The sequence below is a fragment of the Saccharopolyspora antibiotica genome (genome assembly GCF_047200635.1).
In the GTDB taxonomy this organism is placed as follows: Bacteria; Actinomycetota; Actinomycetes; order Mycobacteriales; family Pseudonocardiaceae; genus Saccharopolyspora_C.
On the sequence record NZ_JBJZOI010000005.1, the window covers coordinates 75,281 to 100,910 of the forward strand.

A 25,630-nucleotide genomic window follows, 5' to 3' on the forward strand; every position below is an offset into this window, starting at 1 on the left:
GCGATTTCTCGCGAAATCGCGGAGTCAGCGGGGCGGGCAGAGGTGGTCGAGCTCGGGGCGCTTGGGGCCCCGGCCGTCGCCGCTGGAGCGGCCGCGCAGCCGACGGACGATCCACGGCGCCAGGTGTTCGCGGGCCCACTGGATGTCCTGCGCCCGTTGCACCCGCCAGGTCCGCACCGGCAGTTCCGGCCAGGGGACGCGCCAGTCCTCGTCCACCGGCGCCCCCAGCACTTCCGCGGCGCGCAACGCGACGCGGCGATGGCCTTCCGCGGACAGGTGCAGCCGATCGCCGCTCCACGCCCGCGCGTCCTGCAGCACCCGCATCGACCACAGGTCCACCACCAAGCAGCCGTGCGCGTCCGCGATCGCCCGCAGGTGCGCGTTGTAGGTGCCGATCTTGCCCCGCATCCGTCGCAGCACCGGAGTCGAGGCGGTGTCGAACCCGGTCCCCATGAGCACGTCGGCTCCTGTCGCCCGAAGCCGCCCGACGGCGGAGTCGAACAGCGCGGCGAGCTCGTCCGGGTCGCTCCCGGGCCGGATGATGTCGTTGCCGCCGCCCACCAGCGAGACCAGTTCGGGGCGCAGCGCGATCGCCTGGGGGACCTGGTCCCCGGCGATCTGGTGCAGCAGCTTGCCGCGCACCGCGAGGTTCGCGTAGGTGAGCCCCGGGTCGCGGCGCGTCAGGTGTTCGGCCAGGCGATCCGCCCAGCCGCGGAAGCCACCGCCGGGAGCGGGATCGGCGATGCCTTCGGTGAAGCTGTCGCCCAGCGCGACGAAGCTCGACCAGTTCGTCCGCGTTCCGCTGTTCTCCCGGCCGTTCATCGGCCCTCCTCCCGCGCCTGTCCGCATCAGCACGGACACCCTCGTCCTCCGCTGTCGACCTACGCCACCGTTGGTTACGGCCGAGTGATTAACGGCACTTGAAAGTATCGGTATCAATCCGGTGATTCACCCCGTTTTCGCCCTGGTGCCCGGAACGAGCCCGGCGGGGGTGGTCTCCCCCTTGCCTAACGGCGGCTGAGGTGGCACGCGCGTGCACCCGCGCAATGAAGAGGTGGCTTGCCGGGAAACCACGGTGCGCGTCGAACGCGACTGCTAATCTCGCTCGGCGGTGGCAGAAGCAACGAGGGGGCTCGTGATGTCGCGATCGACGCAGGTGGCGGCGCTGCTCGCAGTGGGGGAGCACGTCATCGGGCGGGTCCGCGACCTGCCGCCGCGGCCGCGCGCGACCCGGTTCGACCCCATCGAGGCAGGCGCCTGAGTGGGAACGACGGCAAGCCCGCAGCCGCCGCCCGTCGCCACGGGCCGGAGGGTGCGGACGAGGGGGCCGCGGTGGTCGAGGTGCATCCGAGAGCTGGGGGAGAAGTGACGTCACCGCACGATCCGGCTGCGCCGGGGCTCGCGGGTCACCCGCCGCCGTCCGCGCCGCGCGGGGCCGCCGAACCGCCTCCGCGGCGCGAGTCGCAGGGGCGCGGCGACGGCGCGCCCGCGCGTCGGCCGGGCAGGCCCGCTTCGCGCCGCCCGGCCCCTCCGGCGGGGCCGTTGCTCGGCGGTGAACTCGGGCCCGACGCGGCCTTTCGCGGAGAACGCGTGCCGTTTTCGCCCGAATTCACGTCCCGGTCCGCCGCGGAATCCTTCACGGCGGGCGAGACCGTCGTTTCCCCGGGACCGCTGGTACCAGAGGAGACCTCCGAACCCGATTCCGTTCGCGGTGGTGAGAACCCGATGCCCGGTGATTTCCGGGAATCCGGTGAGCGGCATTCGCCCGGCTCACCCGAGTCGTTCGGCGGTGAGCTGCCGGACGCCGAATCCGCTACGAGCGGTGACGAGCTCCCGCTCAGAGGTGAGCCGCGCAGGTCCGCTCCGGACATCCGCCGAGCGGGCGAACCGGCCTCCGGCGACCTCCCGGCCCGACCGGGACTCGCCGGGCGGGGAGCTGGTTCCCCTCGGCCTCCGGCCGCGCGAGGCCCGGTCGGCGAGCCGCGCCCCGAGCCACCCGTCGCCGAACCCCGTCCGCGCCCCCGCTTCGACCTGCGCTCGGAGTTCGCGGCGCTGGCCGCCGAGCCCGATCCGTTCGCGCTCTGGGAGCGCGTCGAGCAGCTCGGCGACCGGTTCGCGCACGAGCGCCGCAGGCCCGGTGCCCGCCCGCGTCCGGCTCAGCCGGAACGCCCGGACCCGGCAGGTGGCACCTCCGCGCTCTCCGGCGACCTGACCGCCGAGCCCGTCGGCTCGCCGGAGCCCGGCGCCGAGCCCGACCTCGCCGAGCACCAGCACACCGCCGAGACGCGAGTGGACCAACGCCCGAGCGGCTTCTCCGGGCCGCTGCTGGAGGAGCGCTCGGTCACCGAGCCGCAACGCCCGGCCGCCGACGGCCCGGAGGGCGCACCACCGCGTCCAGTGCCGCCGCCGATGTTCCACGGCGTGCCGCCGACGCCCCCGGCCGCGCAGGAGCCGATGCCCCCTGGCGGCCCCGTTCCGCAGGCGCCGGTGCCGCCTCGGGGGCCCGCTCCGCAGGGCGAGGCCGACCTGTTCGACCTGCCCGAGGCGCAGGCCGCTCCCGGCGGGCTGATCGGCCCGCCGCCCGAGACCGAGGAGGTGCCGCGCCCCGCCAGGTCCCCGTTCGCCTCGGGCCCGCCGCCCGCCGGTCCCGAGCAGCCGAGGCCTCCGCACCCCGGAGGGCCGCCCGGACCGCCGCGCCCGCCGCTGCCCGGCGGCCCCGAGACGCTGCGCCAGGGGCCGCCGTCCGGGCCGCACCCGATGCCGCCGTCGCCGCCCCGCGGCATCCCCGCGCCCGGTCCGCACCAACCCGGAGCGGCCGGACCGGGTGCGCCGCAGGGCCTTCCGCAGCCCTTCGCCCCCGGCGCGGAACCACCGTCGCCGCCGCGCGGGGTGCCGATGTCACCGTTCGGTGCCGAGTCGGCGCCCCCGGGCGGGACCGGGGGACCGCCCCCCGGTCCGCCGCCGATGTCGCCCGGGGCAGCCCCGCAGCCTCCGGTCGCACCGCAACAGCCGATGCCGCCGCCGGTGCGGCCGGCACCGCCCGCACCGCAGCGGCAGGCCCCGCCGCCACCGCCGGTGCAGCAGCCGCAGGCACCTCCCCCGCAGCCGCAGCGCCAGCACCCGCCGGTTCCACCGGCTCCGCCCGAGCCGACGCGGTCCGAGGAACCGCGCCCCGAGGTCCAACGCCCCGCGCCACCCCCGCCGCCGGACCCCTACCGGCAGCGCGCCGACGGTGGCTTCGGCCCGATGGGCTCGAAGTCGCGGAGCTCGTCGGCGACCGGATCGGGTCGCACCCGGCGGCGCACGTCCTGGGCGGCCTCCGAGGAGGTCCAGGCGGAGTCCCGGGAGCGGGAGTTCAGCACCGGTGGTTACCGGCCGGGCGAGCTGGAGTCCGGCGGGCGAGGTCCGCAGTTCCTGGTGGAGGCCGACGACCTCTACGACGAGTACGGCGGTGGCCGCCTCGTGGCGCCCCCGGTGCTCGGCGAAGCACCCCCGGGCTACCGCGACTTCTGACGCGCCGCTCCGTTCCCCGGCGAGCTCCGCGCGAGCTCGCTGCACCGAAGGTGAGATAGCCCCGATGGTCGACACGATCGCCCTCTCCCCGCCCGCCGTGGACGTGCTCGGCGAGCACCTCGACCTGGACGTCCGGCAGTACCCGTTCGAGCTGGGCCGTCCCGAGGCGTCGGCGGAGGAGCGCGCCCAGCTGGTGCGCCGGGTGTGGGGCGAGCTGGAGGCAGCCGGGCTCGCGGCCGACGGCCGACTGGAGCCGGAGGTCGAGGACGCGCTCTACCTGCTCTGCGGCTCCGAGGTGTCGATCGCCGCTGCCGGGCTCCTCGACGTGCGCACCGGTCAGCGGCTCGCCGCGCGGGTCGTGGCGACCGGTGAGGTCGGCGTCGCGGGCGTGCTCGACGGGCGCGGGCTGCGGCTGGACTTCCTCGATCCGCACGACCTGCCCGAGGTGTGCGCGGACCTGCTGCCGCAGGCTCCGGCCGCGCCCGGGGAGCCCGTGCGGGCCGAGCGCGCGGCGCGGTCCCGGGTGATGGAGGAGATCGTCGGGCGTCCCCGGTTCCGGATCGGGCACTTCCAGCTCGCGGGGGCGCGGCGCGGCGGAACTCCGGTGGAGGTGCCGGGGCTGACCTGGTTCGACAACGATCTCGGCCGGTTCATCCTGGCCGGGGAGGTCTTCCCGGACGGTCGCGAGGTGCTGACCTGCGCTCCCGCTGGTCGCGGCGCCGTCGTCGACCGCCTCGCGGACCTGCTGTCCAGGCTCGCCAGGGGTTGAGCGCGCGCCGGGTGTGATTCCGGCCTGGCGGTGGGTGCGCCGGAGCTGCTCGGTGCGGCAGGCTGGAGACCGTGATGGCGGATCGGCAGACCGGGCAGGCGAGCTCCGGGCGGGGGCCCGAGGACTCGGCCCCGGAACCAGGCGCGGAGCAGGACTCCTTGATGGGGCTGCTCGGCAGCCGGACCAGCGCGATGGACGCGAGCCTGCCGCCGCTCGGCTTCGGGATCGGCTGGTTCCTCGGTGGGGAGTCGATCCTCGCCGGGGGGACCGCCGCGGTCGCGGTCGGTGCCGCGATCGGCGGCTGGCGGCTGGCCAGGGGAGCCCGCCCCCTCGCGGTGCTGGTGAGCCTGCTCGCGGTGCTCGCCGGCGCGGTGATCGCGCTCTACACCGGCAACGCGGCGGACTTCTTCCTGGCGCGGCTGGTGTCCAACGCGGTGAGCGCCCTGCTGTGGTTGGTGAGCATCGCGGCCCGCTGGCCGCTGCTCGGCGTCGTCGTGGGCGCCGTGCTCGGCCAGGGGCGCGGTTGGCGGCGGGATCCGGACCTGCTGCGCGGTTACAGCCGGGCGAGCTGGCCGTGGGTGGGGCAGTACGCGGGGCGGCTGCTGGTGTTCATCCCGCTGTGGCTGGGCGACGCCGTGCTCGCGTTGAGCGTGGCGCAGGTCGTGTTGACCTGGCCGCTGGTCGCGCTGTGCATCGCGGCGAGCTGGTGGATCCTGCGGCGGACCCTCCCGGCCGACCACCCGGGTCTGCGCCACCCCCGCCTCCCCGACGGCGCCCCGCTCCGCAGCGCTTGAGCGATTTCTCGCGAAATCTCTCCCCGGCATCCGCCCAGCGCGTGGTTCGGCGGCGATTTCTCGCGAAATCGCGGCGGCGCGTGGGGCCGGGGGGCGAATTCGCGAGAAATCGGTCGTTCACCGCAGGCCGGGGTACCGGGCGGGTCGCGGGATGAGGTCGAGGGCCGCGAGCCAGGCCGCGCCCGCCGCGCCCGGTCCCGCGAGGTGCAGCGCGACCCCGGGCAGCCGCTCCGCGAGCTCGGTGCGCAGCGCGGAGCCGAGCGGATTGCCCTCGGCCGTGAGCCCGCCCGCCAGCACCACCGGCCCGGTGTCGCCCGGGCGCCGGGTCCGCTGCGCCAGGACGGCGAGCTCGACCGCGCCCCGGGCCACGATCTCGCTCCCGGCGGGGTCCCGTTTCGCGCAGGCGGCGGTGACCAGCGGCGCGAGCTCGGCGAGCCGGATCGGCGGTGCCCCGCTCGCGGCGGTGATCAGCTGCTTGCGCAGCCGCACCGGGTCGTGCTCCGCGAGTTCACCGCCCTGGTCGCCCAGCACCGCGAGCAGCACCGATCCGGCGAGTCCGGTGTCGGGTACCTCGCCCGCGTCGAGGGTGCGCAGCGCGTGCCGGACGCCTTCCCTGCCGAGCCAGTACGCCGAGCCCTCGTCGCCGAGCAGCCAGCCGTGCCCGCCCGCGATCGCCACCTCGCGGTGCCGCTCGATGCGCGCGGCGATCGCTCCGGTCCCGGCGATGAGGGCGGTCCCGTCGGCCGTGGCCGTACCGGCGGCGAACGCGACCTCGGTGTCGCTGACCACCCGGACCGGGCAGTCCAGGCCGAGCGATGTCCAGCCCTCCTGGAACAGCGCGGCGACCCGGGGGTCCGTCATCGCGCTCACCCCGGCCATCCCCAGCACGGCGGAGCGCACCGATCTCCCGTCGAGTTCGCCGAGCGCGGCGCGCGCGGCCGCGGTGACCTGCGCGACGGCCAGCTCCGGGGGGTGCGAGTTCGGGTTGCCGCCGCCCGCTGTGCCGCGACCCGCGATCCCGCCCGCCAGGTCGCCGACGAGGGCGCGGCTGGAGGTCCCACCGATGTCCAGGCCGAGCACCAGGTCGCGCATGTGTTCCGTTGTACCGCAGCCCGCACCGCCGTTCCGCGCGTCGAGCCCGCCCGCTCCCGCCGGGCGAACGAGGACCGGCCACACTGTGATGCCGATCGTCGGGAACCGGCGCGGCCGGGGGAGGACACAGCGATGACCGTCGACGCGCACCACCACCTGTGGGACATCGACGTCCGGGAGCGGCCGTGGATCGCGGGGCCCGAGATGGAGCCGTTGCGCCGCGACTTCCGGCCCACCGACCTGGCGCAGGCGCTGCGCGGCACCCAGGTGGACACCACGGTGCTGGTGCAGTCCGCGACCGATCCGGAGGAGGCGCCCGAGATGCTGGTGCTCGCCGATTCGGCGAGCTGCATCGGCGGGGTCGTCGGCTGGGTGGACCTCTCGGCCCGCGCGGTGCGCGGTCAGCTCGCTGATCTGCTGTCGCACCCGGCGGGCCGCTGGCTGAAGGGGGTCCGGCACCCGGTGGCCCACGAACCGGACGCGGAGTGGCTGACTCGGCCGGAGGTGTCGCGCGGGCTGGCGGCGGTGGAGGACGCGGGCCTGCTGTTCGAGCTGGCGGTGGGTCCGGAGCAGCTGCCATCGGCGATCAAGGTGGTGGGCGACTTCCCGCAGTTGACCTTCGTGCTGGACCACTGCGGCCGGCCGCCGATCGGCGGCGACCTGGCGGGTTGGGAGTCGTCGGTGCGCAGGCTGGCCGGTCACCCGAACTCGGTGTGCAAGCTCGCCGGCCTGGCCACCGCCGCCGGGTGGGGCGGGAAGCCCGAGCCCGCGGAGCTGCTGCCGTGCGTCGAGGTGCTGCTGGACGCCTTCGGTCCCGGCCGGATGATGTTCGGCTCGGACTGGCCGGTGTGCCTGCTGTCCGCGAGCTACCGAGAGGTGCTGGAGCTGACCTCCGAGCTGCTGGGGGGCCTGCCGCAGCAGGACCGGATGTCGATCTTCGATGGCACCGCCCGGCAGGTCTACGGGCTCTGATCACCCGAAGCGGGGAGCGGATTCGCCGCGAGGATGGAATCCGAGGCGCTCCAGCGGTGGTCATGAGTGACCCGTTCGGCGTAATCTAGCGCTGCCCGCCTCACCCCGCCCCCTCGGTGAGGCGGGCTCATCACGTCCGAGAACCGGGACCGTTCCGGCGATTTCGCCGGACGGTGCCGAGCCCGCAGGTCTCGGGACCGCTCGGTCCCGGCGCCTGCGGGCTACCTCCGAAAGGGCGAAATCGGAGGTCAGCGGGTGCGGGTGACCTTGGACAGGCCGCGCGGGCTGTCCGGATCGCCACCGCGGGCCACGGCGAGCCCGAGCGCGAGCCGCTGCACCGGGAGGATCTCCAGGACCGGAGCCAGCTCCTCGGCGCAGGCGGGTACGGGGATGTGATGCGCGGTCGCCGGTCCGGAGCCGAGCGTGCAGACGTCCGCCCCGCGCTCGCGGACCGCGTCGAGCACCTCGCGCATGGCCGCCCCGCCCCGGCCCTCACCGCTGACGGCGAGCACCGCCGTCTCGGTGTCCACGGCGGCGACGGGCCCGTGCAGCAGGTCGGCGCCGCTGTAGGCGCGGGCGGGCAGGTAGCTGGTCTCGGCGAGCTTGAGCGCGGCCTCCAGCGCGGTCGCCAGCGAGTAACCGCGCGCCGTGGTCACCAACCGCCCGGTGAAGCGATACCGGTGGACGGCCTCGGCGACCGCGTCGGCGCTGCTGGAGAGCGCGTGCTCCGCCAGCTCGGGCAGCCCCGCCGCGTCCCGGCCGGTGCCCCCGCGCACGGCGTCGATCAGCAGGTACAGCGCGAGCAGGGTGGCGCTGTAGGTCTTGGTCGCGGCCACCGCCTGCTCGCGGCCGGCCCGGACGTCCACGGCGAGCTCCGCGGTGGAGTTCAGCGCCGAGCCGGGCGTGTTCGTGATCGCCACCGTGGTGGCGCCCCGGCGGCGGGCGGAGTCGGTGACCTCGATGAGGTCGGGGGAACCGCCGCTCTGGCTCACGGTCAGCAGCAGGACGTCGCTGAGGTCCGGCCGCGCGCCGTAGAGCGTTGTGGTGGACGGCGAGACGAGTCCGGCGGGCAGCTGCAGCAGCACTTCGATCAGGTACTTCGCGTAGAGCGCCGCGTGGTCGCTGGAGCCTCGCGCGGCCAGCAGGGCGAACCGCGGCCTGCGTTCGGCGATGGTGGCCGCGACGGCGGCGATGTCGGTGGCCGCGAGCAGCTCACCGAAGATGCGCGGTTGCTCGTCGATCTCGGCTCGCATGTGGTGGCCGGGGTCGCTCATGGGTGCCTCTCGCTGGAGCGTCAGGTCTAGACCAATGCTAACGAAAGCGGGGTCTCCCGAAGCGTGACCCGCGCGACAGGGCGACGGCCACCCGGGGTCCACTCAAGATCATCACTGTGGGAAAACTGGGGAGAACGTGATGATCGTGCCGTTGTTCAGGCATGCTGGGAAGTCCTGGCGCGGCGTGCGGCGGGTCTCGCCACCACGTCGCACGCGGCCACCGCTCGTGCGGGGCGGTGGCGCACCCGGACCGGTGCCGGACGCCGGTGATCAGCGGCTGCGGCCATCGCGCCAGGCGAGGTTCGGCGGTAGGAGGACAGATGCTGGAAACGTCGGTGTCCGGCGGGACGGACACCCCGGTGCGCGCGCAGCGCGAACCCAAGTACTGGGGGCTCAAGCAGCACCTGCTGGACATGCTGCGATCACTGCCACCGGGCTCGCCGATCCCCACCGAGCGCGCGCTCGCCGCGGAGTTCGACGTCTCCCGCACCACGGTGCGCCAAGCGCTCGCCGAGCTCACCGTCGAAGGGCGGCTGCTGCGGGTTCAGGGCAAGGGGACCTTCGCGGCGAAGCCGAAGGTGGCTCAGCGGCTCCAGCTCTCCAGCTACACCGAGGACATGCGCGCGCAGGGCCGCCAGCCCGCCTCCCGGTTGCTGGAGGTCGTGGAGGAACCCGCTGATCAGGAACTCGCCACGCTGCTCGGCACCCGTCCGGGGGCGACGGCGCTGCGGCTGCGGCGGCTGCGGTTGGCGGACGGTGAGCCGATGGCCATCGAGACCACTCACCTGCCGCTGTCCCGGTTCCGCGGGCTGACCTCCCGGCTGGAGGCGGGCGGCTCGCTGTACCGGGTGCTGCGGGAGCACTTCGGCGTGGAGCTCGGCCACGCCGACGAGACGATCGAGACCGCGCTGGCCAGCCCCGAGGAGGCCGAGACGCTCGGTGCGGACGTCGGGCTGCCGATGCTGCTGCTGTCCCGGCACTCCTTCGACGCCGCCGGTGAACCCGTCGAATGGGTGCGCTCCATCTACCGCGGCGACCGCTACAAGTTCGTCGCCCGGCTCAACCCGCCCCAGTGACGTCCGCTCGCTGAACGGATCCGCGAAGTCTCCCGCGCCGATGTCGCCGCCGGAGACGTCCGCGCCGCTCGCGGGACCTCCCTCGGATTTTCCGCTCGCTCCTGCCGGACCGATTCGTCCGCCGATCAGTGGCGCGGTCGTGCTGACCACCTGATCCAGTGGCACTGCGCGGTCGCGCGCAATTCCGCTCCGTATCGATCAGGAATCCGCAGGCCATTTCGCCGTTACTCGACGTGGTAGTCATCACGAAAGTGCAACGATCGGGAGAATTGCTCCGAGATCAACCGTTGACGGGTTTGGGAGAGAGTGCGCCGGCGTACGTAGGAGCCACACCTTGGCGAAGGAGAACGTCGAACGGGGGAAGACCGGGGCCGACGACGAGGACCCGGACGCGAAGCCGAAGAAGATCAATTTGTCGGGTGCCCAGGTGGCCGGGGGCGCGCTCGCGTCCGTGACCGCCGCGGTCCTCGGGTCCTACCTCGGACTCGCGGGCACGGTGCTCGGCGCCGGGATGACCAGCATCGTCATCACCGTGGGCGGAGCGCTCTACCAGCGCTCCCTGGAGTCGACCAAGCAACGGCTGGAGACCACCAAGGGCAAGGCGAGCGTCGCGCTCAAGCGCACCGCCAAGGCCCCAGCTCCGGGCGTCCCCGCCCGCCGCGCTGGACCCGGCGAGGAGGCCACCCGGAAGATCCAGGCCCTCGGCGGGCTGCAGTGGCCCGGCGGTGAGCAGGTCGAACGGGATCCCGACGCCACCCGTCGCGTGACGTCCGTGTCCCCGGACGACGCGACCCGGATGCTGCGCTGGAGCGAGCAGTCGACGGCTGAGGCCGAGAATCCGGTGCGGAGGATCCGCTGGGGCGTGGTGGCCGCCACGAGCGCCCTCGTCTTCGGCATCGGCATGCTCGTGATCACCGGCCTGGAGGGCGTGACCGGCCGACCGCTCTCCGGCGGCGACGGCGGCACCACGGTCGGCCGGGTGCTCGGCCCCGGCGCGAACGGGGGCGAGCCGACCCCCGCGCCGCAGCCGGAGACGGCGACCCCGGAGCGGTCAACGGCACCGGAACCCACCTCCTCCGATGCGCCCGAATCATCCTCCGCCGGAGAACCCGCGCCACCCGAGACCGACGAGACCACGGAGACCGGCCAGAGCGAAGCGCCGCGGCCGAGCGTGAGCGGCGTTCCGGAGGTCCCGGAGACCGCTGTGGAGAGCGTTCCGCAGCGTCCTGGATCCGGGGCGACGGGCGAGTCGAACGCAACGGACCCTCCGTGATCGGATGAATGCGAATGGTGAAAATTCCCGGTTATCCCGCGCTCCACCGCGGATTAACCGGGGATTCTTGGTCGCCGGATGCTTCGAAAGGAGGATGTGCCGCTCGGTGGTCTCCACCAATACTGCTCCGAGTCGGGATCTTTGAGCCCCACCTCAAGGAGTAAGGAGCCCACCCATGACACGCAGAATCGCGGCCCGCGTGGCCGGGACGATCGTGCTGGCCGCCGGAACCGTCGCCGCCTTCACCATGCCCGCATCCGCCACCGACGCCCCGGCGCCGCTGGCCAAGGCCGCCACCCAGATGGAGGCGATGCAGCGCGACCTCGGCCTCACCGCCGAACAGGCGCAGCAGCGGCTGCACGACGAGGCCATCGCCAACGAGGCGGACCGGGAGCTGCGCGGCGCGCTCGCCGACGCCTTCGGCGGTTCGCGCTACGACGCCGCGCTGGGCAAGCTCGTCGTCGGCGTGACGGACGCGAACCTCGTCGACGAGGTCCGGGCCGCCGGTGCCGAGGCGAAGGTGGTCCAGTTCAGCACCGCGCAGCTCGGCGGCGTCGTGGACGGCCTCAACGCGCAGCAGGCCCCCCAGGGCGTCACCGGCTGGTACGTCGACTCGGCCAGCAACAAGGTCGTGCTCACCGCCGCCACCGGCTCCGGCGCGCAGGCCGCCGACTTCGTCCGCTCCTCCGGGGTGGACGCGCAGGCGGTGCGGGTCGTGGAGTCCACCGAGGCACCACGCGTCCTCGCCGACGTCATCGGCGGCAACGCCTACATGATCGGCAGCGGCGCCCGCTGCTCCGTCGGCTTCTCGGTGGAGGGCGGCTTCGTCAGCGCCGGCCACTGCGGCAACGAGGGCGACTCCACCAGCAGCCCGTCCGGAACCTTCGCCGGCTCCTCGTTCCCCGGCAACGACTACTCCTACGTGGAGGTCGCCTCGGGCGAGACCCCGCAGCCGCTGGTGAACGACTACGCGGGCGGCAGCGTCGGCGTGGGCGGCTCCACCGAGGCCGCCGAGGGCGCGTCGATCTGCCGGTCCGGTTCCACCACCGGCTGGCACTGCGGCACCGTCGAGGCCAAGAACCAGACGGTGAACTACGCGGAGGGCAGCGTCGAAGGCCTCACCCGCACCGACGTGTGCGCCGAGCCCGGTGACTCGGGCGGCTCCTGGCTGTCCGATGACCAGGCGCAGGGCGTGACCTCCGGCGGTTCGGGCGACTGCACCAACGGCGGGACCACGTACTTCCAGCCGGTCAACGAGATCCTCGACGCCTACGGGCTCACCCTGCTCACCCAGTGAGCCGCCCGCGCCCGGTGAACCCGGGTGCGCGGCGAACGCCCGTGAACGCCCCTCGTTCCCGGGTGACCGAGCGGTCCAGGAGCGGGCTGCGCCTCAGCCCCACGAGGCGCAGCCCGCTTCCGCGATTTCTCAAGAAATCTCTCTTCCCCCGCCGCCGTCACCGCGCGCGGTACCGCGATTTCTCGCGAAATTGCCGCCCCGCGAGCGCGGTCCGCGGCGTTGTCCGCGCGGAGCCCGGCACCCGGGGTCGACGCGTCGCACCGCGATTTCTCGCGAAATCGCAAGATCGGTGGTCAGTCGGGCAGGCCGGCGCGGAGGGACTCGGCGGCGGCGCGCGGGTCCTCGGCCTCGGTGATCGCGCGGACCACGACGATGCGCTCCGCTCCGGCCGCCACCACCTCGGGCAGGTTGGAGTGGTCGATGCCGCCGATCGCGAACCACGGCCTGCCGTGGCCCCGGTGCTCCGCCGCGTGGCGCACCAAAGCGGGCCCCGCGGCCTCTCGGCCGGGCTTCGTCGGAGTCGTCCACACCGGCCCGGTGCAGAAGTAGTCCACTCCGGCCTCGGTCGCGCCCGCGTCGGCCTGCACCACGTCGTGCGTGGAGCGGCCGATGGCGATCTCGTCGCCGAGGATCCGGCGGGCGACCGGGACGGGGAGGTCGTCCTGGCCCAGGTGCAGCACGTCGGCCTCCGCGGCCAGCGCCACGTCCGCGCGGTCGTTCACCGCCAGCAGGGCCCCGTGCCGCACGCACGCCTCCGCGAGCACCTCCAGCGCCGCGAGCTCCCGGCGCGCCTCCAGCGGAGCGCCGTCGCGCCCCTTGTCCCGCAGCTGGATCACGTCCACGCCACCGGAGAGCGCGGCCTCGACGAACTCGGCCAGGTCACCCCGCTCGGTGCGCGCGTCGGTGCAGAGGTACAGCCGTGCTTCGGCGAGCCGCGTGCGGATGCCGACACCGTCCAATCCGGGCATGACCCCAGGGTATCCCCGCCCCCGCTGGTCCTGGCCGCCTGCTGACCACGTCCCCGGTGATGAGTACGGTGGGAGGTGGTCCGCACGGGAGTCCGGAGCAACCGGGCTGAGAGGGGGCACGAGCCCCGACCGTCGAACCTGATCCGGGTCATGCCGGCGCAGGGAGCGCAGATGTCTGAGCTGTCGGCCGTCACCGTCGTGGGTGGCGGCGTCATCGGTCTCGCCGTGGCTTGGCGGGCCGCGCGCGCGGGGCACCGCGTGCGCGTGATCGACGCCGGGGAACGCGCCGCTTCCTGGGTGGCCGGCGGGATGCTCGCCCCCGTCGCCGAGGCGACGCCCGGCGAGGAAGAACTCCTGGAGCTCGGCTCCGAGTCCCTGCTGCGCTGGCCCGGCTTCGCCGAGGAGCTGGTCCGCGATTCCGGGCGCGCCACCGCCCTGCGCACGGAGGGGACCTTCGTGGTGGCCGTGGACGAGGCCGACCGCGCCGACCTGGACCGGCTCGCCGAGCATCTCGCCTCGCTCGGTCGCGAGGTCACCCGGCTCAGCGCGCGGGAGCTGCGCCGTGCGGAACCCTCCCTCGGACCCGGAGTGCGGCGCGGGCTGGCGGTGCCCGGGGACCTGGCCGTGGACAACCGGCTCGCGCTGGCCGCGCTGCGCTCGGCGGCGGAGGCGGCCGGGGCGGAGTTCCGCGACGGCCGGGTGCGCGCGGTGCGGCCCGGAGCGGTGGAGCTCGATGGCGAAGAGCTGCGCTGCGACGTCGCGGTGATCGCCGCTGGGGCGCGCTCCGGCGAGCTGCACGACGGGCTGCGCGGCCGGATCCGGCCGGTGAAGGGCGAGGTGCTGCGGCTGCGCGCGCGCCGCTCGGCGCTGCCACCTCCCACCCGGACCGTGCGCGGACCGGTGCACGGCAGGCAGGTCTACCTGGTGCCGCGCGACGACCGAGGCCTCGTCGTCGGCGCGACCCAGCACGACGCCGGTTTCGACCTCGGCGTCACCGCGGGCGGGGTGCGAGACCTGCTGGCGGACGCCGAACGGCTGCTGCCGGGGATCGCCGAGTACGAGCTGGTCGAGGCCCTCGCCGGGTTGCGGCCCGGAACCCACGACAACCTGCCGTTGATCGGGTGGCTGGAACCCGGGGTGCTGGTCGCGACCGGCCACCACCGCAACGGGTTCCTGCTCGCGCCGATCACCGCCGAGGCCGTGCTCGCGGTCCTGGCCGGGCAGCGGCCACCCGCGGCCGTCGATCCGGAGCGGGGACACGACGGAGGAGGTCGACCGTGCAAGTGCTGATCAACGGTGCGCCGCGACCGGTGACCGCGGACGACACGCTGGCCGGAGTGCTGGCGGAGTTCGGGGTGGCCGAGCGCGGCGTGGCCGTCGCCGTCGACGGTGCGGTGGTGCCCAGGGCTTCCTGGCCCGCCACCCGGTTGCGCGACGGGGCGGTCGTGGAAGTGCTCACCGCGGTGCAGGGAGGCTGACGTGGACGATCCACTGGTGATCGCGGGCCGGGAGTTCGGCTCGCGGCTGATCACGGGAACCGGGGGAGCGGCGAACCTCGCAGTGCTGGAGCGCGCGCTGATCGCCTCGGGCACCGAGCTCACCACGGTCGCGATGCGCCGCGCTGACGCGGGCGGGCGCACCGGGGTGCTCGAACTGCTGGGCAGGCTCGGCATCGAGTCGCTGCCGAACACGGCGGGGTGCCGGACCGCGGCCGAGGCGGTGCTCACCGCCCAGCTGGCGCGGGAGGCGCTGGAGACGAACTGGGTGAAGCTGGAGGTGGTGGCGGACGAGGAGACGCTGCTGCCCGATCCGGTGGAGCTGCTCGACGCGGCCGAGCAGCTCGTCGACCAGGGGTTCGTCGTGCTCGCCTACACCAACGACGACCCGGTGCTGGCCCGTCGGCTCGCCGACGTCGGATGCGCTGCGGTGATGCCGCTGGGCTCGCCGATCGGCACCGGGCTCGGGATCCGGAATCCGCACAACATCGAGCTGATCACGTCCCGGGCGGCGGTGCCGGTGGTGCTCGACGCGGGTATCGGCACCGCCTCCGACGCGGCCCTGGCGATGGAGCTCGGTTGCGATGCGGTCTTGCTCGCCAGCGCCGTCACCCGTGCCCAGGATCCGCCCCGGATGGCCGCTGCCATGCGCTCCGCCGTCGAAGCCGGCCGCCTCGCCGCCACGGCCGGCCGGATTCCGCAACGCTTCTGGGCGCGAGCTTCCAGCCCCACCCACCCCTGAACCGCGATTTCTCGAGAATTCGCCCCGGTCTCCCCGGAAGCCCAAGATCAACGGGTGGGCAATTTCTCGAGAAATCGCGCATCCGGGCCGAGCGGGTGAGCTGGTGGGGGACCGTCGGTTGGGTGGAGGGCGCCTCGGGAGGGGGTGAGTTGTCCACAGGGCGGCGATTCATCCACAGATGTGCGGATTGCCCCTGCCGCCGGAGCGGGATCTTCCGCACCGTGGAGGCATGACCACTCCCGATGAGCGGGTGGCCCCGGGTCCGCTGGTCACCCGGGCCGAAGCCCGCGAGCGCGGTGTCACGGACGCGCGGCTGCGCGGCCCGCAGTACCGCCGCGTCCTGCACGGCATCTACACCACGGCGGACACCCCGGCCTCGCACGAGCTGAAGTGCCGCGCGGCCGCGCTCACCCTGCCCGAGGACGCGGTCCTGACGGGCAGGTCGGCGGCCGCCCTGCTCGGCGTCCCGCTGGCCGGCCCGCGGGACCCGGTCGAGGCGCTGGTGCCGGGACACCGGTACGTGAACCGCCGCGCTGGGCTCCGCTGCTGGGCACGCCAGACCGCGCCGGACGAGCACGCGCCGTGGCACGGCATCCGCCGGGCGCAACCCGAGCGGATCGCGCTGGACCTGCTCGCCCGCTACTCCCTCCCGTACGGCGTGGCCTGCGTCGACGCCCTGCTGCACGCCGGCGTCCTGGGCGAGCGCCGGCTCGCCGAGCTCCTCGGCACGCGCCGCTACTACGGGATCCACAAGGCACGTCGCGGTTTCGCCCTGCTCGACGGCAGGGCCGAGTCGATCCAGGAGTCGTTGCTGCGCGTCCTGCTGGTCCGAGACGGGCTCCGGCCCGTGCCGCAGGTCGAGATCAGGGACGGCCGGGTGTTCATCGCCCGGGTGGACCTCGCCTTCGAGGACGTCAAGCTGGCGCTGGAGTACGACGGCGCGTGGCACGGCGATCCGCGCCGGTACGAGGCGGACCGCAGGCGGCTGCGCCGGATCCGGGCGTGCGGCTGGCACGTCATCGTGATCACCGCTCAGCGGCTGCGGGAAGATCCGGCAGGACTGGTCGCCGAGATCCGCGATGCGCTGCGCCGCCTGAGCGACCGGGTCCGCACGCGGCCAGCGGCGGACCCGGTCGTCCCGGGATCAGCGGATGCGCAGGCGTTCGGTGCGCACGAAGTTGATGGAGTAGCTCTTCCACGGGACGTTGCCCAGGGTCTGGTCGATGGCGGCGCGGGCGTGCAGCGCGTTCTCGACCAGCGAGCTCGCCAGCAGCTCGGTCGCGGGAGCCCCGGTGGACTGGATGTCGGGGATCTTGGCCGTGCCGCGTCCGCTGAGCAGCTGGTCGACGGCCTTCAGGGCGGGCACCGCGACGGCTCGTTCGGCTTCCGGCCGGAAGGCCAGGGTGGCGACGTCCTGGCGCAGCGCGTCCAACGCCACCGCCGCCGCGCGCGTGGTCTGCGGGTCTTCGTCGGAGTCCGGCTCGTCGAGGAGGGCGGGCATGCCGAGCAGGTCCTGGGTGCGGCGCAGGGCGAGCACGTGGGCGGACTGCATGGCGGTGCGCACTTCGTGCCCCTGCCCGGCGGCTCGGACGCTGCGCAGCAGCTCGGACACGGACCACACGGTCGAGCGGATCGCGCCGCGCACGTCGGGCACCACGCTGCTGGGCAGCACCAGGAAGCTGATGTAGCCCACGCCGAGCGCGATGGCGGCGCCGACGGCGGTGTTCGAGGCGAAGCTGATCGCCACGTTCGCCAGCGGCCGGTCGAGCCGCATCGCCTGGTCGACCACGGTGATCACGATCAGCGAGGTGAGCAGGACCTGGTAGTCGGTGCGCAGGCGTTCGACGCCGAGCAGCATGGCCGCGACCACGACCGGGACGAGCAGGTAGACCCCGGGCAGCAGGGTGATCAGCGCGGCCAGCACGACCACGCCGAGCACGGCGCCACCGGTGCGTTCGAGGGCGCCGTTCATGCTGTCCCGGGCGGCGGGGGCGAGTACGACGTAGAGCGCGAGCAGCAGGGTCGAGGCCGAGGGATCGTGCAGCAGCAGCACGATGACCATGCCGACGGCGACCGCGAGGGTGCAGCGCAGCGCGTGCCGGAACAGCGAGGACCGCAGCGACAGGTGCGCCTTGATCCCGCCGAGGGCCCGCTGGCGGCGACCACCGGGAGCGGGCGGGCTGGCGGCTGCCTCCACGCGCTGCACGACGGCGCCGCGGATCCGGTCCAGCCCTTCGTTCATGCCCCGCACGGCCTCGGGGAGGTCCTGCCGCCCGCCCGTGGCGACGACGGCCTGCGCGGGATCGACGCGGGCCATGGCGGGCAGCCCGGTGCAGGCGCGAGCGCGCACGGCGCGGGCGAGCTCGGCGGCGACGAGATCGGCTTCGGCGACGATGCGGTGCAGCCGTTCGGCCTCGATCCGGTCGGTCTGCTGGGCCTGGGCGAGCAGCGTCTCGCGAGCGGCGCGGAATCGGGCGGCCCCGGCCAGCACTTGCCCCAGCCAGGTGCTCGACCCGTCGGCGCGCCAGGCGCTCGCCGCGATCTCCAGCACGCCGGGCCCGGGTTCGAGCAGGGTGCGGGACGCCGCGGCGCGGGTGGAGCGGGTCGGGTCGCCGATGCCGATGAGCACCCGCAGCACCAGCGCGAAAACGGCTCCGGCGGCGGTGGACAGGAACAGCAGCCACGCGGGCTGTCCGGCCCCGATGCCGGTGGTGGTGGCGACGAGGGTCGCGGCGGCGAAGGTCTGCCCGCTGACCCGGTACTGCTCGCCGAGCGCGGGCAGCATCCCCGAGCCGAACACGACGACCGCGACGAGCAGCCCGGCCAGCACCGGTACCGCGTCGAGCAGCGGCCCGACCGCCATCACGGCGACCAGCGCGGGTCCGAACCAGGAGAAGCGGTGCAGGTCCGAGCGCAGCGACTGGCCCCCGGCGGCGACCAGCGCGAACACGGCGGTGAGCCCGCCGATCAGCGCGGGCGTGCGCAGGTCGAACAGCCAGCCGACCGCGGTCACGGCGATCGCGGTGAGCAGCACGGCCAGCGCGTACTGGCGTTTCCTGAGGTCGGGGGCGCCGGCCTCGGTGTTGAGCCCGGCAAGCAGCCGGTTCTTGACGGTCGTCCACCTGGGTGCAGCCACGGCGGTCGCTTCGCTCCTGACGTTCTCGTTGCGTGTGCGGGGGACAGGCGCAGCGCGCGCGTCGCCATCCGCGGTGGCGGACCGGCGGGGGCTGCGGGATGTCTCACGCTTTATGTCGACGGAACCCGCCTTGTGAGTTACCCGTGGCGGCAAAAATCACCTGATCCGGTAACTCAAGTTATCGCTTGGCGCAGTCACGCCGTCGGGCCCGCCGGGAAACTGGTCGCGTCGCCGCGATGGCGCCCCGGGTGGCGGCCGGACTCAGATCGAGCGCGGGCTCACGCGCCAGAACGTCGACACCGGGCCCACGCCCGAGCCGAGCGGGTAGGCGTGCTCCACGCTGCGGGTCACGAACCGCTTGCCGGCGGCGACCGCTTCGGGCATCGCGGCGCCCTTGGCCAGCGCCGCCGTGATCGCCGAGGCGAACACGTCTCCCGCGCCGTGCGTGTGCACCGTCGAGTAGCGCGGTCCGGGGAACTGCAGCGCGGTGCTGCCGTCGAAGAGCAGGTCGACGCACTCCGGGTCGTCGACCAGATGGCCGCTCTTGATCAGGACCCAGTCCGGCCCGAAGTCGTGCACCGCCTTGGCGGCGTCCAGCAGGTCGTTCCGGTCGCGGGCGTCGATCCCGGTGAGCAGCCGCACCTCGTCCAGGTTCGGCGTCACCAGCGTCGCACGCGGGAAGGCCTGCTGGCGCAGCGCGTCCAGCGCGTCCGGGCGCAGCAGCGGTTCCCCGCTCCGGGAAGCGGCCACCGGGTCGACGACGAACGGGGTGGCGCCCCCGCGCCCGATTCCGTGCTCGTCGCAGGCGGCCACCACGGCCTCGATGGTCGCCGCCGAGGACAGCACGCCGGTCTTCGCCGCGTCCACCCCGATGTCCGCGGCGACCGCCGCGATCTGCGCGGCCACCGTCTCCGGCGGGATCTCGACCAGCCCGGTGACGCCGACGGTGTTCTGCACGGTCACTGCTGTCACGGCGGTCATGCCGTGCACCCCGCAGGAGAAGAACGCGCGCAGGTCCGCGTGCATGCCCGCGCTGCCGCCGGAGTCCGAGCCCGCGATGGTGAGCGCCGTCGGTGGCGCCGCGTCGTTCGCGGGTGGTCGCAGGTGACCGGGTGTCTCAAGCATCCGGACCATGGTACGGCCGCCGGTCGCGGGACCGGGGTGCCCGGTCGCCCGCGCCAGGACCGCTCAGCGCACGATCGGCAGGTACACCTCGCCACCGGAACCGGTGAACTCGGCGGACTTCTCCCGCATGCCCTCCTCGATCGCCTCGACGCTGGTGAGACCGCGCTCCTCGGCGAACCTGCGCACGTCCTGAGTGATCTTCATCGAACAGAACTTCGGGCCGCACATCGAGCAGAAGTGCGCCGTCTTCGCGGGCTCCGCGGGCAGCGTCTGGTCGTGGTACGACTTCGCCGTGTCGGGGTCGAGCGCCAGGTGGAACTGGTCGGTCCAGCGGAACTCGAAGCGGGCCTTCGACAGCGCGTCGTCCCACTCCTGCGCCCGGGGGTGCCCCTTGGCCAGGTCGGCGGCGTGGGCGGCGATCTTGTAGGTGATCACGCCGGTCTTCACGTCGTCCCGGTCGGGCAGGCCCAGGTGCTCCTTGGGCGTGACGTAGCAGAGCATCGCGGTGCCCGCCTGCGCGATCATCGCCGCGCCGATACCGGAGGTGATGTGGTCGTACGCCGGGGCGATGTCGGTGGTCAGCGGGCCCAGGGTGTAGAAGGGAGCCTCGTCGCAGAGCTCCTCCTCGAGCCGCACGTTCTCCACGATCTTGTGCATCGGGACGTGACCGGGGCCCTCGATCATCACCTGCACGTCGTGCTCGCGGGCGATCTTGGTGAGCTCGCCGAGCGTCTCCAGCTCCGCGAACTGGGCGCGGTCGTTGGCATCGGCGATGGAGCCGGGCCGCAGCCCGTCGCCGAGGGAGAAGGTGACGTCGTAGTCGCGCAGGATCTCGCACAGCTCGGAGAAGTGCGTGTAGAGGAAGCTCTCCTGGTGGTGCGCCAGGCACCACGCGGCCATGATCGAACCGCCGCGGGAGACGATCCCGGTGACGCGCCGCGCGGTGAGCGGCACGTATCGCAACAGGACTCCGGCGTGCACCGTCATGTAGTCCACGCCCTGCTCGCACTGCTCGATGACGGTGTCCCGGTAGATCTCCCAGGTCAGCTTCGCCGGATCGCCACCGACCTTCTCCAGCGCCTGGTAGATCGGCACCGTGCCCACCGGCACCGGGGAGTTGCGCAGGATCCGCTCGCGGGTCTCGTGGATCCGCTTGCCGGTGGACAGGTCCATGATCGTGTCCGCGCCCCAGCGGGCGGCCCACACCATCTTCTCGACCTCTTCTTCGACCGAGGAGGTGACCGCCGAGTTCCCGATGTTCGCGTTGATCTTCACCAGGAACCGCTTCCCGATGATCATCGGCTCGCTCTCGGGGTGGCGGCGGTTGACGGGCAGCACCGCGCGGCCACGGGCGATCTCGTCGCGGACCAGCTCCGCGGGCACGTCCTCGCGGGCGGCGACGAACTCCATCTCGCGGGTGATCACTCCGGCCTTGGCCCAGGCCAGCTGGGTGCGGTGCTCAGCGGACCAGCTCTCCCGGGTGCGGGGGAGCCCGGCGTGCACGTCGACGGCAGCGGCCTCGTCGGTGTAAGGCCCGGAGGTGTCGTAGACGTCGAGGTGTTCGCCGTTGCTCAGCTCGATCCGCCGGGCGGGCACCCGCAGGTCGCCCACCTCGTGATGGACCTTGCGAGAGCCGGTGATCGGCCCGGTGGTCACACCGGCACCAGAGGAGTCCGAAGTGGACAGAGAAGAACGCGCGTCGGCCATGGCCGTTCACTCCCTACGCCGGCATTATCCGGTCAGGTTCAGGCGGTCGGCGGCCCCGGATCGTCTGATCCAGCCACCCTCTCAGCCCGCTTTCGGTGCGAGCTCCCGCGATCTGTTGTCGTCGCCGAGGCTAGCCCCGCGCTCCGATCCCTGCCAACCCCCGAGGCGGTGACACCCGAACGCGCGTCACCGCGCGACGCGGTCTGCGCGGTCTCCGACGCCCGGCTCAGTCCTCCACCGCGAAGGGGTCGCCCTCGACGGCCGGGTCCCAGGAGAGGCCGGGGACACCCCAGCCGTTGCGCTTGACCGCCTTCTTCGCCGCGCGCGCGTTGCGGCCGACGAGCCTGCTCAAGTACAGGTACCCGTCCAGGTGATCGGTCTCGTGCTGCAGGCAGCGGGCGAAGAATCCGGTGCCCTCCACCTCCACCGGGGAGCCGTCGACGTCGAAGCCGGTGACCTTCGCCCAGCTCGCCCGGCCGGTGGGGAAGGCCTCGCCCGGCACCGAGAGGCAGCCCTCCCAGTCGTCCTCCGGGTCCGGCATGGTCTGCGGGATCTCACCGGTCTCCAGCACCGGGTTCACCACCACGCCGCGGTGCCGCACGCCCTCGTCGTCCGGGCAGTCGTAGACGAACACCCGCAGGTCCACTCCGATCTGCGTCGCCGCGAGCCCGGCGCCGTTGGCGGCGGTGTTCGTCTCGAACATGTCGTCGACGAGGGAGCGCAGCGCGTCGTCGAACTGCTCGACGGGACGCGTGGGGTGGTGCAGCACCGGGTCGCCCACGATGCGGATCGGGTGAACAGCCATGCGGCGAAGGGTATCGGTCCGCCCGGCCGGAACACGTCGGACCGGCCTCCGGCCGCCCATCGGAGTGATCTTCGACGGCCTGCCCGCGCGTGGCCTCGGGGATCTTCGCCCGGGGCGTGTTGGCCGCGCACGGCGGTCTGGGTCGCGTGGTGTAATGGGCGCGGAATCACACCCGTGTGATTCCGGCGAACGCGGGGATCCCCGGATCGCGACGCGAGGAGCCAGATGGACGCCGCCCAGATGCTGACCGTGCACGAGATCGCCCGGCAGTGCCAGGAGATGGCGCGCACCGCCGGGCAGCGCGAAGCGGCGCCCGACTCCTCGCCCCGCGGGCACCTGCGACCGGTCGACGCGCCCACCGAACCGCTGCCGCGAGTTCCGCCCGAACCGTCCGCGACGGACGATCGAGCGAACGCGGAGCGGGTGGGTTCGGCGGACCGGGAGCTGGACGACCGCGAGCTGAGCATCCTCGCGTTCGAGCGGCAGTGGTGGAAGTGCGCGGGCGGCAAGGAGCGGGCCGTCCGCGAGCTGTTCGACATGTCCGGCACCCGGTACCACCAGGTGCTGAACGCCCTGCTGGACGACCCGGCGGCGGCCCGGGTGGATCCGATGCTGGTCAAACGTTTGCGCAAGGTGCGGGCGAGTCGGCAGCGTGCCCGGCAGGCCCGCCGACTGGGAATCGAGTGGCACTGATGACTTCCGGGGAACCCCCGACCAGCCCGTCCGCCGCGAAGATCGGTGGCTTCGCCCTCATCGGAGTCGGAGCGCTGGCGGCCGTGCTCGGCGTGTCCGCGCTGGTGTCCGGCGGGCCCGACGACGCGGCCGCGCCGCCGGTGGACCAGCAGCAGACCTCCGAGCCGCTGCCCCCGCTGCCGCCCGCGCCCAGCAGCTCCGAGCCGGCCCCCGCCCCCTCCACGTCCGCGCCGGCGCCCACCGCGGACGAGCCGCCCGCGCAGACCCCCGCTCCGGAGCCCCAGTCCCCGCCCGCGAACCAGCCGCGCCCGGACGCTCCCGGCGCGGGCCAGGGCGAGCAAGGACGGCCCAAGATCGTGGTGCGCGTCTACAACAACAGCACCATCAGGGGGCTCGCGCACCGCGCTGCCGACGAGTTCCGCAGCGTCGGCTACGACGTGCCGGAGGTCGGCAACTACGCCCGCGGCACGATCCCCACCACGACGATCTACTACCGCCCCGGCACCCCGGAGCAGGCGCAGGCCGAGGAGGTCGCCGCCGCGTTCCAGGCCCGCACCGAGCCCCGCTTCGACGGTCTCGACGGCGCCAGCCCGGGCGTCATCGCGATCATCACCAACGACTACAAGGGGCTGGGCAAGGGCGGCAAGTAGCGCCCCTCACCGGGATCCGGCGTAGCTCTCCAAGGCCGCGAGCTGCGCGGGATCGAGGGAGGGACGCACCACCTGCCGGGCGGTGGCCAGGTGCGCGGCGGAGACCTCGGCGGCCTCGAGGGATTCGCGCATCGCGGTCAGCGCCGCCTCCCGGACCAGCGCCGCGCAGTCCGCCGCCGAGTAGCCGTCCAGTTCCGAGGCCACCTCGGCCAGGTCCACGTCGGAGGCCAGCGGGGTGTTCCGCGCCGCGGAGCGCAGGATCTCCGCGCGCGCCTCGCCGTCCGGCGGCGGCACGTAGATCAGCCGTTCCAGCCTGCCGGGACGCAGCAGCGCCGGATCGACGAGCTCGGGCCGGTTCGTCGCGCCGAGCACCACGACCTCCCGCAGCGGCTCCACCCCGTCGAGCTCGGTGAGCAGCGCCGCCACCACCCGGTCGCCGACGCCGGAGTCGCTGGACTGGCCGCGACGGGGCGCCAGCGCGTCCACCTCGTCGAGGAAGATCAGCGTCGGCGCGGCGTTCGCGGCGCGCAGGAAGAGCTCGCGCACCGCCCGCTCGGACTCGCCGACGAACTTGTCCATCAGCTCCGCGCCCTTGACCGAGAGCACGTTGAGCCGCCCGCTGCCGGCCAGCGCCCGCACCAGGAAGGTCTTCCCGCAGCCCGGCGGTCCGTACAGCAGCAACCCGCGCGGTGGCTCCACGCCGAGCCGGGTGAACGAGTCGGGGTAGCGCAGCGGCCACAGCACGGCTTCGGTGAGCGACCGCTTCACCTCGGTCATGTCGCCCACGTCGTCCAGCGTGAGCCCCCCGGTCTGCAGGGTGTCCGAAGTGGACATCGAGATGGGCCGGACCGAGGAGAGCGCCTCGACGAGGTCGCTCTGGGCGATCGCGGGCTCGGCCGTGCCGTCCCCGTCCCGATGCCGCAGCGCGGCGCGCACTCCGGCCTCCCGGCGCAGCGCCACCAGGTCCGCCGCCGCGAAGCCGGGAGTGCGTTCGGCCAGCTCGCCCAGCGCCACGTCGGGTTCCAGCGGGGCGCCGCGCAGCAGCACCCGCAGCAGCTCGATCCGGGTCGCGGAGTCCGGCAGCGCGAGGGTGAGTTCCCGGTCCACCCGGCCGGGCTCGCGCAGCCTCGGGTCCACGGACTGCGGCTGCGCGCTGGTCACCACCACGGCGAGCCGCTCGGCGCCGAGCGCGGCGTCGAGCGCGTCGAGCGCGACGGTCGCCAGCGGCGGAGGCTCGGTGGCGGGCAGCAAGCTGTCGACGTCGGTGAGCAGCAGCACGCAGCTGCTCCCGCCCGCCGCGATCTCGGTGGCCCGGTCCAGCCCCTCCTGCAGGCGCTGGGCGGCGGAGCGGGATTCGAGGGCGGCGATGCTGGGCGCGGTGATCTCCACGAGCTCGGCGCCCACCTCGGCGGCCACCGAGCGCGCCAGGGTGGCCTTGCCCACCCCGGCCGGGCCGCTGAGCAGCACGCCGAGCTGGGCGCCCGCTCCGAGCCTGCGCAGCAGCTCCGGTTGTTCGAAGGACAGCCGCAGCCAGTCGGCGAGTCGGGTGGCGGTCTCGCGGGATCCGACCAGGTCGCTCACGGGCAGCGCGGGTTCCTCGGGCACCGCGGCCGGGGGAGGCGCGGGGGCTGGTGCCGCGTCGGACGGCGCGGGCCGGCTCGGCGCGGAGCCCTCGGCGCCGCGCCAGGACACCACCGTGGACGGTTGCACGGTGACGGCGCCGTCGGGATCGGTGGCGGCGATGGTGATGAGTTCGTTGGTCCAGGTCAGCCCGATCGACGCGGACAGCCGCCTGCGCACCTGTCCGGCGTTGGCCGCCGTCGCGGGCGCGAGGTCCTGGGGCAGCAGCGACACGGTGTCCCCGGGCCGGAAGACCTTGCCGGTCAGCGCCAGCCGGATCGCCTCGGGCGGCGCCGTCGCGGTGGCGAGCCGGGACCCGGCGACGGTCACCCGGCGCGCGGGAGCCACCCGGGCGGGCGCGACACCGATCTCGGAGCCCTCGGCCAAGCCGAGGTTCGTGAGGGCGATGTCGTCCACCAGCACCACTCCGGGCGGCCAGCCGCGCTCGGCGGCCGCGGCCAGCGCGACGGTCACGCGAGCGCCGGTGAGCGCGACCGCGTCCCACGGGCGCAGGCCCAGCGCGTCGAGCACTTCGGGGTGCAGCCGCACCACGCCTCGGCGGGTGTCGGCGGCGGCGGGCGAGAGGCGGGCGGTCAGCGTCAACGACGGCACGCCGCCGACTGTAGTG

Annotated in this window: 22 protein-coding genes and 1 riboswitch; of the genes, 13 read left to right on the forward strand and 9 right to left on the reverse strand. The window is 74.0% G+C overall.

All coding sequences use genetic code 11. The features are described 5' to 3' along the window. Positions 1–24 precede the first annotated feature (24 nt). The gene (locus tag ACL03H_RS04865) at positions 25–822 is read right to left on the reverse strand and encodes an SGNH/GDSL hydrolase family protein (protein ID WP_412809861.1); all 798 of its coding nucleotides are present in this window, start codon (positions 820–822) and stop codon (positions 25–27) included. Between the two features lie 316 nt (positions 823–1,138). On the opposite strand from ACL03H_RS04865, the gene ACL03H_RS04870 reads away from it, so the two are divergent. From ACL03H_RS04870 to ACL03H_RS04885, 4 genes are all read left to right on the forward strand, one after another. Next, a complete protein-coding gene (locus ACL03H_RS04870) occupies positions 1,139–1,261 on the forward strand; it encodes a hypothetical protein (protein WP_412809862.1) in 123 nt (40 codons plus the stop codon). A gap of 464 nt (positions 1,262–1,725) precedes the next feature. Then, entirely contained in the window at positions 1,726–3,513 is a 1,788-nt protein-coding gene (locus tag ACL03H_RS04875) for a hypothetical protein (protein ID WP_412809863.1), read from the forward strand. A 64-nt stretch (positions 3,514–3,577) separates the two neighbouring features. Then, entirely contained in the window at positions 3,578–4,282 is a 705-nt protein-coding gene (locus ACL03H_RS04880; RefSeq protein WP_412809864.1) for an ESX secretion-associated protein EspG, read from the forward strand. Between the two features lie 74 nt (positions 4,283–4,356). Then, positions 4,357–5,076: a DUF3159 domain-containing protein gene (locus tag ACL03H_RS04885; RefSeq protein ID WP_412809865.1), complete on the forward strand. Its 720-nt coding sequence runs from the start codon at positions 4,357–4,359 to the stop codon at positions 5,074–5,076. Between the two features lie 117 nt (positions 5,077–5,193). Here ACL03H_RS04885 and ACL03H_RS04890 read toward each other — a convergent pair whose 3' ends face one another. After that, positions 5,194–6,168 carry an N-acetylglucosamine kinase gene (locus ACL03H_RS04890; protein WP_412809866.1) on the reverse strand — a complete coding sequence of 325 codons (975 nt, stop codon included), beginning with the start codon at positions 6,166–6,168 and terminating at the stop codon, positions 5,194–5,196. Positions 6,169–6,300: 132 nt separating this feature from the next. On the opposite strand from ACL03H_RS04890, the gene ACL03H_RS04895 reads away from it, so the two are divergent. Next, complete coding sequence (locus ACL03H_RS04895) at positions 6,301–7,140, forward strand: amidohydrolase family protein (protein ID WP_412809867.1); 840 nt, start codon at positions 6,301–6,303, stop codon at positions 7,138–7,140. 248 nt (positions 7,141–7,388) lie between these two features. On the opposite strand, the gene ACL03H_RS04900 is transcribed toward ACL03H_RS04895, so the two are convergent. Further along, entirely contained in the window at positions 7,389–8,414 is a 1,026-nt protein-coding gene (locus ACL03H_RS04900; RefSeq protein ID WP_412809868.1) for an SIS domain-containing protein, read from the reverse strand. Between the two features lie 320 nt (positions 8,415–8,734). On the opposite strand from ACL03H_RS04900, the gene ACL03H_RS04905 reads away from it, so the two are divergent. The 3 genes from ACL03H_RS04905 (at position 8,735) to ACL03H_RS04915 (ending at position 12,060) form a co-directional block, all read left to right on the forward strand. Beyond that, the gene (locus ACL03H_RS04905) at positions 8,735–9,490 is read left to right on the forward strand and encodes a GntR family transcriptional regulator (RefSeq protein ID WP_412809869.1); all 756 of its coding nucleotides are present in this window, start codon (positions 8,735–8,737) and stop codon (positions 9,488–9,490) included. Positions 9,491–9,824: 334 nt separating this feature from the next. Beyond that, positions 9,825–10,763, forward strand: coding sequence for a hypothetical protein (locus ACL03H_RS04910; RefSeq protein WP_412809870.1), 939 nt, complete (start codon positions 9,825–9,827; stop codon positions 10,761–10,763). 175 nt (positions 10,764–10,938) lie between these two features. Next, on the forward strand, positions 10,939–12,060 hold the full coding sequence (locus ACL03H_RS04915; protein ID WP_412809871.1) for an alpha-lytic protease prodomain-containing protein: 1,122 nt from the start codon (positions 10,939–10,941) through the stop codon (positions 12,058–12,060). 293 nt (positions 12,061–12,353) lie between these two features. Here the strand turns inward: ACL03H_RS04915 and thiE are convergent, their stop codons facing one another. Continuing rightward, complete coding sequence (thiE, locus tag ACL03H_RS04920) at positions 12,354–13,028, reverse strand: thiamine phosphate synthase (RefSeq protein WP_412809872.1); 675 nt, start codon at positions 13,026–13,028, stop codon at positions 12,354–12,356. A 74-nt stretch (positions 13,029–13,102) separates the two neighbouring features. Next, a riboswitch (TPP riboswitch) is annotated at positions 13,103–13,210 on the forward strand. Here thiE and thiO point away from each other — a divergent pair. The 3 genes from thiO (at position 13,200) to thiG (ending at position 15,266) form a co-directional block, all read left to right on the forward strand. Further along, positions 13,200–14,318 carry a glycine oxidase ThiO gene (thiO, locus tag ACL03H_RS04925; protein ID WP_412809873.1) on the forward strand — a complete coding sequence of 373 codons (1,119 nt, stop codon included), beginning with the start codon at positions 13,200–13,202 and terminating at the stop codon, positions 14,316–14,318. Its footprint overlaps the riboswitch before it by 11 nt. Continuing rightward, positions 14,306–14,506 carry a sulfur carrier protein ThiS gene (thiS, locus tag ACL03H_RS04930; RefSeq protein ID WP_412809874.1) on the forward strand — a complete coding sequence of 67 codons (201 nt, stop codon included), beginning with the start codon at positions 14,306–14,308 and terminating at the stop codon, positions 14,504–14,506. Before thiO ends, thiS begins: the two co-directional genes overlap by 13 nt. A 1-nt stretch (position 14,507) precedes the next feature. Further along, positions 14,508–15,266: a thiazole synthase gene (thiG, locus tag ACL03H_RS04935; protein ID WP_412809875.1), complete on the forward strand. Its 759-nt coding sequence runs from the start codon at positions 14,508–14,510 to the stop codon at positions 15,264–15,266. A gap of 1,144 nt (positions 15,267–16,410) precedes the next feature. Here the strand turns inward: thiG and ACL03H_RS04940 are convergent. The 4 genes from ACL03H_RS04940 to ACL03H_RS04955 all read right to left on the reverse strand — a co-directional run bounded on the left by ACL03H_RS04940 (position 16,411) and on the right by ACL03H_RS04955 (position 22,039). Then, positions 16,411–18,402 (reverse strand): FUSC family protein, encoded by a 1,992-nt coding sequence (locus ACL03H_RS04940; RefSeq protein ID WP_412809876.1) that lies wholly within the window; start codon positions 18,400–18,402, stop codon positions 16,411–16,413. A gap of 261 nt (positions 18,403–18,663) precedes the next feature. Then, a complete protein-coding gene (thiD, locus tag ACL03H_RS04945) occupies positions 18,664–19,527 on the reverse strand; it encodes a bifunctional hydroxymethylpyrimidine kinase/phosphomethylpyrimidine kinase (RefSeq protein WP_412809877.1) in 864 nt (287 codons plus the stop codon). 63 nt (positions 19,528–19,590) lie between these two features. Next, positions 19,591–21,234: a phosphomethylpyrimidine synthase ThiC gene (gene thiC, locus ACL03H_RS04950; RefSeq protein WP_412809878.1), complete on the reverse strand. Its 1,644-nt coding sequence runs from the start codon at positions 21,232–21,234 to the stop codon at positions 19,591–19,593. Between the two features lie 226 nt (positions 21,235–21,460). Further along, positions 21,461–22,039, reverse strand: coding sequence for a peptide deformylase (locus tag ACL03H_RS04955; protein ID WP_412809879.1), 579 nt, complete (start codon positions 22,037–22,039; stop codon positions 21,461–21,463). A 225-nt stretch (positions 22,040–22,264) separates the two neighbouring features. Here ACL03H_RS04955 and ACL03H_RS04960 point away from each other — a divergent pair, with 225 nt between their 5' ends. Together ACL03H_RS04960 and ACL03H_RS04965 are read left to right on the forward strand one after the other, a co-directional pair. Further along, positions 22,265–22,732 carry a DUF3263 domain-containing protein gene (locus ACL03H_RS04960; RefSeq protein ID WP_412809880.1) on the forward strand — a complete coding sequence of 156 codons (468 nt, stop codon included), beginning with the start codon at positions 22,265–22,267 and terminating at the stop codon, positions 22,730–22,732. Next, positions 22,732–23,382, forward strand: coding sequence for a LytR C-terminal domain-containing protein (locus ACL03H_RS04965; RefSeq protein WP_412809881.1), 651 nt, complete (start codon positions 22,732–22,734; stop codon positions 23,380–23,382). Before ACL03H_RS04960 ends, ACL03H_RS04965 begins: the two co-directional genes overlap by 1 nt. A gap of 6 nt (positions 23,383–23,388) precedes the next feature. On the opposite strand, the gene ACL03H_RS04970 is transcribed toward ACL03H_RS04965, so the two are convergent. After that, positions 23,389–25,614: an AAA family ATPase gene (locus ACL03H_RS04970; RefSeq protein WP_412809882.1), complete on the reverse strand. Its 2,226-nt coding sequence runs from the start codon at positions 25,612–25,614 to the stop codon at positions 23,389–23,391. Positions 25,615–25,630: the final 16 nt, after the last annotated feature.

Excerpts from the sequence above, each read along its gene's own strand:
- ACL03H_RS04960 (WP_412809880.1), top strand. The coding sequence starts at position 22,265 with ATGGACGCCGCCCAGATGCTGACCGTGCACGAGATCGCCCGGCAGTGC.
- ACL03H_RS04915 (WP_412809871.1), top strand. The coding sequence starts at position 10,939 with ATGACACGCAGAATCGCGGCCCGCGTGGCCGGGACGATCGTGCTGGCC.
- ACL03H_RS04905 (WP_412809869.1), top strand. The coding sequence starts at position 8,735 with ATGCTGGAAACGTCGGTGTCCGGCGGGACGGACACCCCGGTGCGCGCG.
- thiD (WP_412809877.1), bottom strand. The coding sequence starts at position 19,527 with ATGCTTGAGACACCCGGTCACCTGCGACCACCCGCGAACGACGCGGCG.
- ACL03H_RS04965 (WP_412809881.1), top strand. The coding sequence starts at position 22,732 with ATGACTTCCGGGGAACCCCCGACCAGCCCGTCCGCCGCGAAGATCGGT.
- ACL03H_RS04865 (WP_412809861.1), bottom strand. The coding sequence starts at position 822 with ATGAACGGCCGGGAGAACAGCGGAACGCGGACGAACTGGTCGAGCTTC.
- ACL03H_RS04895 (WP_412809867.1), top strand. The coding sequence starts at position 6,301 with ATGACCGTCGACGCGCACCACCACCTGTGGGACATCGACGTCCGGGAG.
- ACL03H_RS04875 (WP_412809863.1), top strand. The coding sequence starts at position 1,726 with ATGCCCGGTGATTTCCGGGAATCCGGTGAGCGGCATTCGCCCGGCTCA.
- ACL03H_RS04885 (WP_412809865.1), top strand. The coding sequence starts at position 4,357 with ATGGCGGATCGGCAGACCGGGCAGGCGAGCTCCGGGCGGGGGCCCGAG.
- thiO (WP_412809873.1), top strand. The coding sequence starts at position 13,200 with ATGTCTGAGCTGTCGGCCGTCACCGTCGTGGGTGGCGGCGTCATCGGT.
- ACL03H_RS04880 (WP_412809864.1), top strand. The coding sequence starts at position 3,578 with ATGGTCGACACGATCGCCCTCTCCCCGCCCGCCGTGGACGTGCTCGGC.
- thiE (WP_412809872.1), bottom strand. The coding sequence starts at position 13,028 with ATGCCCGGATTGGACGGTGTCGGCATCCGCACGCGGCTCGCCGAAGCA.
- ACL03H_RS04955 (WP_412809879.1), bottom strand. The coding sequence starts at position 22,039 with ATGGCTGTTCACCCGATCCGCATCGTGGGCGACCCGGTGCTGCACCAC.
- ACL03H_RS04900 (WP_412809868.1), bottom strand. The coding sequence starts at position 8,414 with ATGAGCGACCCCGGCCACCACATGCGAGCCGAGATCGACGAGCAACCG.
- ACL03H_RS04890 (WP_412809866.1), bottom strand. The coding sequence starts at position 6,168 with ATGCGCGACCTGGTGCTCGGCCTGGACATCGGTGGGACCTCCAGCCGC.
- thiC (WP_412809878.1), bottom strand. The coding sequence starts at position 21,234 with ATGGCCGACGCGCGTTCTTCTCTGTCCACTTCGGACTCCTCTGGTGCC.
- ACL03H_RS04870 (WP_412809862.1), top strand. The coding sequence starts at position 1,139 with ATGTCGCGATCGACGCAGGTGGCGGCGCTGCTCGCAGTGGGGGAGCAC.